This is a genomic window from Nocardia sp. NPDC059228 (genome assembly GCF_042754245.1).
Lineage (GTDB): Bacteria > Actinomycetota > Actinomycetes > Mycobacteriales > Mycobacteriaceae > Nocardia.
Window position 1 is genome coordinate 1 of sequence record NZ_JBHZAL010000077.1, and the last position, 7,904, is coordinate 7,904.

The following is a 7,904-nucleotide window of genomic DNA, read 5'->3' on the forward strand; positions in this document are numbered from 1 at the left end:
GTCACCGTCGACGGCCGGCAGGTCCGCTTCCTCAACGTCGTCGACGAGTTCACCCGAGAAGCGCTCGCGGTCAGGGCCTTGCGTTCCTGCACCGCCGATGCGTTGATCGCGGTGCTCGACGAAATCATCGCGGCCACCGGCCGCAAGCCGACCCACATTCGCATGGACAACGGCACCGAAATGACCGCCCACGCCATGACCGACTGGTGCCGGTTCACCGGGGTCGATGCAGCGTTCATCGACCCGGGGTCGCCGTGGCAGAACAGGATCTGCGAATCGTTCAACGGGCGATTCCGCGACGAATTCCTCGACTGCGAGGTCTTTCACTCGCTGACCGAGGTTCAGGTCCTTGCCGAAGACTGGCGCATCGAGTACAACAACTATCGGCCACAGATCGCTGAACTTCCTCAGCCCCAGCGCATTCCGTCAGCAATGGTCACCGACAGAGTTCAACCAACCACTGCAACTCACATGATCGGTGGACCTGCAATCGGGGCCCAGTCAGAGGTCACTCGCATACCGCGCATTCTGCCAAGGCGCCGCAGTCCAGGCGATCGCGCTCATCGGCAATAGCGTGCACTGCCGGCGGTTGGTCAGCCGCCCGGGATGCCCGCAGCCAGTTGATCTTCCGAGGTACCGCGCTGGCCGTTTCGGTCAGCGCGGTATGCGGCAGTAGCGGATGTTTGAACTACCTCAACTCTGCGGTGTCGACACATATTCAGTGGAAGGATCGAGGCGAAAGAAGCGGCTACGACGCATGCTTCCGTCTCGACGGATGATGGTGTCCTGGTGCACGCCGAGGTCAGTCGCGCCCAGCTTGCGGACCGCGGCCGCCGATCGGAGGTTTCGCTCGTCGGTGCGAAACCTGATCCACTCTGCCCCTTGCGCGAACAATCCACCGATCAACAACGCCTTCGCTCGCATGTTGATTCCAGTGCCCCAAACTGCTGGCGCGAACTGGGTTCCCCCGATTTCGACACCCTCTGGGGCGGACGGATCCCAGATCAACGATGTCCTGCCGACCACGCCCCCTGCTCGGCGGACGGTGAATGTCAGCCACATTCCGGACGCGATGCTGGCCACGATGTCCGCATCAAGCGTGCTGAAATCCTCAGGCACCGTGCGAGGTATGTGCTCCCATACACATTCATCGCGCAGCGCTTCGAACAGGTCCTCAGCGTCGGCGGAGCTGTACGACTGTAACGACACCTCGCCATCGTCGAGGCGGTCGTGGGAAAGAAGTAGCGGCCAGATCACATACCGATCCTTGCAGGAGTCAGCCGGTGGTTACCAGATGCACTCGACTCGGCATGAGCGCGCACTGCTGGCGGCCGTACGACACTCTGCCCGTTGATCTTCCACGGCAATAGCGGACGTTCTGCACCGCATCAGGTTCGGCCCGTCGGCGCCATGAGCGGATACCACGGGTGGATTCGCCGAAGGCGATCGGCTACCCTGCCTCGTCCCATTCGTCGCCGATGCATCCCTCGTCGTAAGCCCACCACCCGTCTCGTTCGCCTTGGCGGAGCAGACGTTTCACGGCGGACAGATCGGCATGCGGGGGAACACTCAGGGCGACCATCCCGTATTGCTGAAGGCCCTCGTAGTTGGCTCCCAGTGACGCAAAGGTATCGATCACTGGCTGCAGGTCACCTGCCAATGGTCCTGAGCGGTAAGCGATTACGCGGATCGTGCAATTGCCCGACCACGACACGTGCTCCGTCATCCGCAGCAGGCCCGCGCTGTCGGCAGCGACCCGAATGATGTCACCGATGGCCAGCCCGCGGACAAACCAGGGGGTGTTGGCGAGTTCGACGAGTCCCGGCTCGGTCGAAGGGAGTGCCCACATGGATTCGGTACCTACGGGCGGCCAACCGTCCTCATCCACCTCGAGGTCGAAATGAACGCGAACATGGCTCGCCCTTTCCTCATGCGATTCGGTCTGCCGGTCGATCATCACCACAGAATGCACCATGCCCGGATGTTCGGCCGGACGTAGCGCCGGCTTTCATTCCAGGTCAGCGAACACGTCCTCACCGGGACGCCATACGTCCCAGCTCCTGTCGGGGAAGCCTGAAATCATCGCGATTTCGGGGCCAGTCAGTTCCTCGAGTGCCGGATGGATGGAGACCGCACCTATCCCGAACCGCACGACAAGTCCGAGGCCAACAGCTTCCTTGGTCGATACGACGGTCTGGCTGATGAAGGCGCACAACGTATCCCGATATCCGGCATCTCCCAGCGACCGAGTAATGCCGTCGGCCTGAACGGTCGGCCACACATAGCAGGTCAAGCGTGGGCCGTCGAAGTCGAACTGCAGGTAATCCCTGACGAACACCACCGAGGCAAGTTCGAGACCGACCAGACGAGCGAGCAGCGAATCTCCGAGGGGGTCCATTGGCCTTCCTGGCGGGTGAACTCAGTGGGTTGAGCGGGTTGAACGAACGAACAATAGCCGCACCTGGCCGTACCGCTCGTACTGACTGCTACCTCACAACGGTCTGCGTGGTGCACACCGATCGGCCGTTGCATATTATCGGTCGGCCTCGGATCGATATGGCCACTTGATCTTCCGGTGCGCCGCGCTGGCCGGGTTGGTCAGCGCGGCATGCGGCATAGAAAGACGTTCTGTGCTTCGGGTGCTGGACGTGGGGAACGTCCTCCTGATGCGCTTGTCGGGCTTGGTGTCCCATCGCAGGAGGAGGACGTTCGATGAGTAACGGTAGTCGCTTGTCGCGGGGTGATCGCAACCGTAATGCGCGTTTGAGCCGGTTGCGCGTGCTGGTGCCGACCTCGAATGCGATCGTCGGTGTCGATCTGGCCGATCGCAAGAAGATGGTCGTGGTGACCGGCCATGATTCGAAGGTGCTGGCGCGCAGGATATTCCGGTGCCGTTCCTGGGATATGGGTGTGGCGTTGGACTGGGCCGGGCAGCGTGCCTCGGCGGCCGGGTTCGCCGGGGTGACGGTGGCATGTGAGCCGACCGGTCATCGCTGGCGGGTGCTGGGAGGGCTGGCCGCCGATCGGGGTATGGCGTTCGTTTGCGTGCAACCGGCGATGACGTCATGGTCACGCCGCGCCGAGGACCTCACCTGCGACAAGACCGACGAAAAGGACGCGGTGCTCATCGCCCGGTTGACCGCGCAGCTGCGCTGCTATGTCCCCGAGCCGGTCGAGGAGATCTGGGGCCGGTTGCGGCATCTGGGGGCTCGCCGCGAACAATTGCTTGTGGAGATGGTCTCTCGAGTCCAGCAGATTCGGGCCCTGCTGGAATGGGTGTGGCCGGCCGCGCTGGAAACAGCGCGTCAACCGCTGCGATCGCGATCATGGGTGGCGACGCTGCGGGTGATCTGCGGACGCGACAACGGGGATCTGGCCCGTACTCACCGGCTCGGCCAGGCCCGCCTCGAACAGGCAGTCCGGCGTGAACTCGCGCGCACCGGCGGGCAGCGCCCGTCGCTGCGGATCATCCGGAATCTGTTTGCGGCCCTGAGCGATTCAGCCGGAGTGCGGGCGGATCGACGCGGCGCGCTCGAACGTGTGCATTTGTTGCTGGGCGACTGGTCCGAATCCGGGCGGCGGCTGGCCGAGGCCGAACAACGCATGACCGCGGTGCTCGACGAGCTGCGGCTGACCGAGCTCGTCACCTCGATTCCCGGACTGTCCGCGGTCGGAGCCGCTGCCGTGCTGGCCGAAACCGGTGACCCGACACGGTTTCCCACCGCCCGCTCGGTGGTCAAACTCGCCGGCCTGGCGCCCCGCGAGCGGCAATCGGGGACCTTCACCGGCCGGACCAAGCTCACCGGCCAAGGCCGCCCCGGCCTGCGAGTGGCCGCCTGGCGCGCGGTCTGGGGCACCCAACGCGCCAACGCGGTATATGCCGCCCGCTACAAGCATCTGACCGGCCGCGAGACCAATCGGCTCACCTCGACCCAAGCCCAAACCGTAATCGCCGCAGCAATATTGCGTCAGCTACACGCCGTCATCACCACCCGACAACCCTGGGACCCCCATATCGCCACCCACGGCAGCACGCCCGCCAAGATCTCGACCGCCGCCTGAGCGGCGGCGCGTCGAGCGGTCGGTCGGGGCGAGCCCTCCGCGGCATCGAGACACCCCCGGGTGATCTCGTCGCTCATCACGGGCAGCCCCGGCCTGTCCGCGCCATTGCGACCACACGGGTCGCCCCACCTCGGATCCGCCAGATCGGGCGGCGTCTCCCCGTGCTGGCCGGTTCGGTCAGCGCGGTATGCGGCAGAGTAGTGCGTTTGCTGTACGCCGCGCCGACGCCGGTCCGAGGACTAGCCTTCAAACCAATGGACACACCGCGCCACCACTCGCTGCTTTTCCTTGACGTCGACGGTCCGCTCATCCCTTTCGGCACCACGCCTGCAGACCATCGACAGCCGTCCATCATCGACGAACGACCGCTCCCCATAAACCCGCTCGTGGCCCGTGTCGACCCTGCGCTGGGGCCACTGCTCTCGGGCCTGCCCTGCGAGTTGGTGTGGGCGACCACCTGGCTCCACGAAGCGAACCAAGTTGTCGGCCCACTACTGGGTTTACCCGAGCTGGCGATTGTGGAATGGCCCGACCTGCCCGACCATCAACTCGACGAATGGTTCGGGTTGCATTGGAAGACACGAACCATCGTCGAATGGGCCGCGCGCCGGTCGTTCATCTGGGTCGACGACGAGATCAGCGACAACGACCGCGAATGGGTATCCGACCACCATTTCGGCCAGGCGCTGCTGCACAGAGTCGACCCACGAATCGGATTGCGGCACAGCGACTTCGCCGTCTTCGTCAAGTGGCTCGCGGCAGCTGACCCCGCCGACCCGGGCTGATGATCAGCTGGGACCTTCCCGTTCGGCGAGGAATTGATCGAGCAGGGTGAACAACACTTCCAGGATGCGAACCTCTTGCTCTGGGCTGAGATCTGTGACGAAGTCCCATTCGGGCACTGCGATCTGCTTGATCACCCCGGACCAGACGAAGTTGCTCTCGCAGCGGAGATGATTGGTGAGAAGCCAGTCGCGAAACCCGTCAAGTCCTCGACCGCCGGCCCGGCGCGCGGCGTAATCGTAGCCGTCGAGGAAGCAGGTCACGCCACGAACAGTCGTGAAGCCGATGAACATGCCTGGGCGCGTCGCGAATTGCAGCAGGTATTCACGCTCGGTAAGCCGGTTCGGGTCCATCGGCTTCCGGTCGCGGCGTAGATGCCGGCGACGCGTCCGGTGAAGGCGGCTGCGGTGTCGGCTGTGAGGTAGCGCCCGTCCATGGCGGCGATTTGGGTGGTGTCGGGGCCTTGTCCGTATCCGAAGCCGACGGTGTCGCAGGACAGCGCGTGGGGGTCGAATCCGTTGGCGAGAGGCCGCAGGCATTACCGGACGTTGGACTTCCATCGAGTCCCGCAACAGCCCGGCGCGTGGAACCGGCTTGTTCGCCGGAGTGGCCGTCGTTACTAGACGACGGGCGGGCCCGGCCATGGATGTCGGTGACTCATGGCAGTGTCAGCCGCTGTGACTGCTTCAGCTGCTGATGACGCCTGGTTTCATGATCATGGACTGTGTTTCCGGACCTTGATCGCGATCCGCGACCTGGGGGCGTCGTGAACACCATGACCGGTGGCCTTGGGTGGATGTACGACAGGGATCTGCCGCTGGTCAACCTCACCTTCGCGCGTCAGATCAACGCCCGGGAGCTATTGGAGCGGATGGGCGTCGACCAAAACACCGTGGCGGTGCGCGGGCCGGATGACTTCCGCTACGAGCTGGGCGGTCTTCTCTACGCATCCGACGGATATGTGGTCAGCGCAGGGCATTACCGAAGCTGGGCCTGGGCGTGGGAGCACGGTAGTTGGAAAGGCATCGAAGACCGGGGATTGGTGCTGCGCGCCTCGATCGGAACCGCGGCACTGGAGTTGCACGCCAGCGAGAAACCGGGAGGGGTGTTCCGGTACGCCGAGGACGGCCGCCTCATCACCGGACTCGACACCACGGACAGCTTCGCACGGACAGGCACCGACCCGCACCGATTCGACACCGAGATGCAGGCCCTCGGCGCCCGACCCGAAGAAGACGAATACGGCCCCTTGGGGTCCCTCGGAATGTTCTACAGCCTTGCAGAGAGCCTCGGCGTCGGGGTGCCTCTGGATGACCTCAACGACCGTCCCGTCCTCAGCGGCCGGCTCCTGCCCCCAGCCTCGCGGTAGTTGCCGAGTCGCCCAGCACGCGCGCCGACGCTTCGTGTGATGCAGACGAAGCATCACATAATCGGCAGTAGCGGACGTTCCGTCGGCGTCGGATCGGCACGGCCAGTTGATCTTCCGATGTCCCGCGCTGGCCGGTTCGGTGAGCGCGGTATGCCGCATTACCGTGCACTGACGACATTCGGTCGGCGGGTTCAGATGGCCCCGGCCAGTTGATCATCCATGCACCCGCGCTGGCCGGTTCTGTCAATGCGGCATGCGGTGCGGGTCAGGCGGTCATCGCAGAGCCGCCAAGTGCCCCTCATCCTTTAGCCCAAGCCCAGGCCGTTAGACGCCAGTCGGTGCCGACCTTGCCCAGTGCCGCAGTGAAGACCGCGCCGGTTTGCGTGACCTGCTCGCCCCTAAGGTTGTACGAGAAGGTGGCCGGAACGACGACATACCCGAAGTCACCGGTGACATCGACATGCCGCGGCTCACCGAGATCGATGCGATAGCCGGAAGCCCCGACATGCTCAGCCTCCGCAAGCGCGGCCCGCCACCAGTCCACTCCGGCTGTCCGCCCCTGCCACACATGTGGCGACATTCCGTCCAGAATCTGCATCGGGTCAGCGCACGCCGCCGCCATCGCCTTCTCGTCACCGTTGTTGAAAGCGTCGACATACTGGCGCACCACCGCCATCGGATCGTCGGAGCTAGGCACGGCAGGTCTCCTCTCTCGTAGTGACTTCACTCATTGACCGCTGGGAGTGATTCGTAGCCGCCGTGCCGATGGCCGTACATCAATACATTCGCAGTGGCGACGATGTCACAAGCGCCGGAGCAGCAGCGCGCTCATCGGCAGGGTCGGTGTTCACCCCGAAACAGCCGGGTTACGCCGCGCTCGACGGAGTGCGCGCAGCCGAGGGTTTCGCGCCGCTCGGCCTGTCCGGCACCGATACTCCGGTTGCTGCGGCGGGCTACTCCGGCGGGTCGATCGGTACCCGTTGGGCCGCGCAAGTTCAACCGACCTACGCTCCCGAAATACGACTGGTCGGTGTTGCCATGGGTGGTTGGACAGCACCCATCGGCCCTTACCTGGAGTCGCTCGATTCCGGTCCGTTCTCCGGTTTCCTGCCGTCGCTCCTGCCGGGCATGATGCGCGCCGATCCACGTCTGGCGGCGGCTTTCAACAAATATCTGACGCCTGCCGGGCAAGCTCTGATGGCCGCTCGGGCACGTCCCGCCACGGCGTCTCCGGTAGTGATCCAAGGTCGACAAAGCGCGCTATTCGGCAGAAGAGGATGTCCTGGGCCGCAGTCGGTCTCGTTGTCGGCCGCGCCAGTTCTGGCCAATTCGAACCGCGCAGGATGCGGCAGTAGCGGATGTTCCTGCACAGTGGTCGGTTCGGTCGACGGCCGGCCCGCACCGGCCGATTATCGGAGTCGCTTGCGCAACCCAACAGATAAGTCTGGTTTATCGGTCGCTCCGAAGATCGATATTGATCCATGAGCCCTGAGGGTGGGATCGTCTGGGAAGCAGGATCTTCCAGCATTGCCGAGAGGAAATCGAACGCGATGACAGAGTCGTTGCCGGCAACTGCCGTCGTCCGCGTCGGGCGCGTGACTGGGCCCCGGTTGCAGGCCCACCGGTTATGCGAGTTGGATTTGTTGCTCGAACTCGGTCGGTGACCATTGCTGACGGAATGCGTTGGGGC

10 protein-coding genes are annotated in these 7,904 nt (G+C 64.3%); 5 read left to right on the plus strand and 5 right to left on the minus strand.

The genetic code is table 11. The features are described from left to right. The coding region (locus ACFXKA_RS42240) for an integrase core domain-containing protein (RefSeq protein WP_379431786.1) at positions 1-573 on the plus strand (573 nt) is incomplete at its 5' end. Between the two features lie 120 nt (positions 574-693). Here ACFXKA_RS42240 and ACFXKA_RS42245 read toward each other — a convergent pair. The 3 genes from ACFXKA_RS42245 to ACFXKA_RS42255 all read right to left on the minus strand — a co-directional run bounded on the left by ACFXKA_RS42245 (position 694) and on the right by ACFXKA_RS42255 (position 2,398). Then, positions 694-1,257, minus strand: coding sequence for a GNAT family N-acetyltransferase (locus ACFXKA_RS42245; protein ID WP_379431787.1), 564 nt, complete (start codon positions 1,255-1,257; stop codon positions 694-696). 193 nt (positions 1,258-1,450) lie between these two features. Then, positions 1,451-1,975: a DUF4265 domain-containing protein gene (locus ACFXKA_RS42250; RefSeq protein ID WP_379431788.1), complete on the minus strand. Its 525-nt coding sequence runs from the start codon at positions 1,973-1,975 to the stop codon at positions 1,451-1,453. Positions 1,976-2,008: 33 nt separating this feature from the next. Further along, positions 2,009-2,398: a hypothetical protein gene (locus ACFXKA_RS42255; RefSeq protein WP_379431789.1), complete on the minus strand. Its 390-nt coding sequence runs from the start codon at positions 2,396-2,398 to the stop codon at positions 2,009-2,011. A 314-nt stretch (positions 2,399-2,712) separates the two neighbouring features. Here ACFXKA_RS42255 and ACFXKA_RS42260 point away from each other — a divergent pair, with 314 nt between their 5' ends. Both ACFXKA_RS42260 and ACFXKA_RS42265 read left to right on the plus strand, forming a co-directional pair. Beyond that, positions 2,713-4,062, plus strand: coding sequence for an IS110 family transposase (locus tag ACFXKA_RS42260; RefSeq protein ID WP_379431790.1), 1,350 nt, complete (start codon positions 2,713-2,715; stop codon positions 4,060-4,062). Between the two features lie 206 nt (positions 4,063-4,268). Continuing rightward, positions 4,269-4,847 (plus strand): HAD domain-containing protein, encoded by a 579-nt coding sequence (locus ACFXKA_RS42265; protein WP_379431791.1) that lies wholly within the window; start codon positions 4,269-4,271, stop codon positions 4,845-4,847. Positions 4,848-4,850: 3 nt separating this feature from the next. Here the strand turns inward: ACFXKA_RS42265 and ACFXKA_RS42270 are convergent, their stop codons facing one another. After that, complete coding sequence (locus ACFXKA_RS42270) at positions 4,851-5,198, minus strand: hypothetical protein (protein ID WP_379431792.1); 348 nt, start codon at positions 5,196-5,198, stop codon at positions 4,851-4,853. 422 nt (positions 5,199-5,620) lie between these two features. Here ACFXKA_RS42270 and ACFXKA_RS42275 point away from each other — a divergent pair, with 422 nt between their 5' ends. After that, positions 5,621-6,214: a DUF6461 domain-containing protein gene (locus ACFXKA_RS42275; protein WP_379431795.1), complete on the plus strand. Its 594-nt coding sequence runs from the start codon at positions 5,621-5,623 to the stop codon at positions 6,212-6,214. Positions 6,215-6,512: 298 nt separating this feature from the next. Here the strand turns inward: ACFXKA_RS42275 and ACFXKA_RS42280 are convergent, their stop codons facing one another. Beyond that, positions 6,513-6,911 (minus strand): nuclear transport factor 2 family protein, encoded by a 399-nt coding sequence (locus ACFXKA_RS42280; protein WP_379431793.1) that lies wholly within the window; start codon positions 6,909-6,911, stop codon positions 6,513-6,515. Between the two features lie 146 nt (positions 6,912-7,057). Between ACFXKA_RS42280 and ACFXKA_RS42285 the strand changes: the two genes are divergently transcribed. Beyond that, positions 7,058-7,699, plus strand: coding sequence for a lipase family protein (locus ACFXKA_RS42285; RefSeq protein WP_379431794.1), 642 nt, complete (start codon positions 7,058-7,060; stop codon positions 7,697-7,699). The last annotated feature ends 205 nt before the right edge of the window (positions 7,700-7,904 follow it).

What these genes read in the sequence shown, in the direction of transcription:
- ACFXKA_RS42250 (WP_379431788.1), bottom strand. Translation starts at nt 1,975, where the DNA reads ATGGTGCATTCTGTGGTGATGATCGACCGGCAGACCGAATCGCATGAG.
- ACFXKA_RS42255 (WP_379431789.1), bottom strand. Translation starts at nt 2,398, where the DNA reads ATGGACCCCCTCGGAGATTCGCTGCTCGCTCGTCTGGTCGGTCTCGAA.
- ACFXKA_RS42260 (WP_379431790.1), top strand. Translation starts at nt 2,713, where the DNA reads ATGAGTAACGGTAGTCGCTTGTCGCGGGGTGATCGCAACCGTAATGCG.
- ACFXKA_RS42270 (WP_379431792.1), bottom strand. Translation starts at nt 5,198, where the DNA reads ATGGACCCGAACCGGCTTACCGAGCGTGAATACCTGCTGCAATTCGCG.
- ACFXKA_RS42275 (WP_379431795.1), top strand. Translation starts at nt 5,621, where the DNA reads ATGACCGGTGGCCTTGGGTGGATGTACGACAGGGATCTGCCGCTGGTC.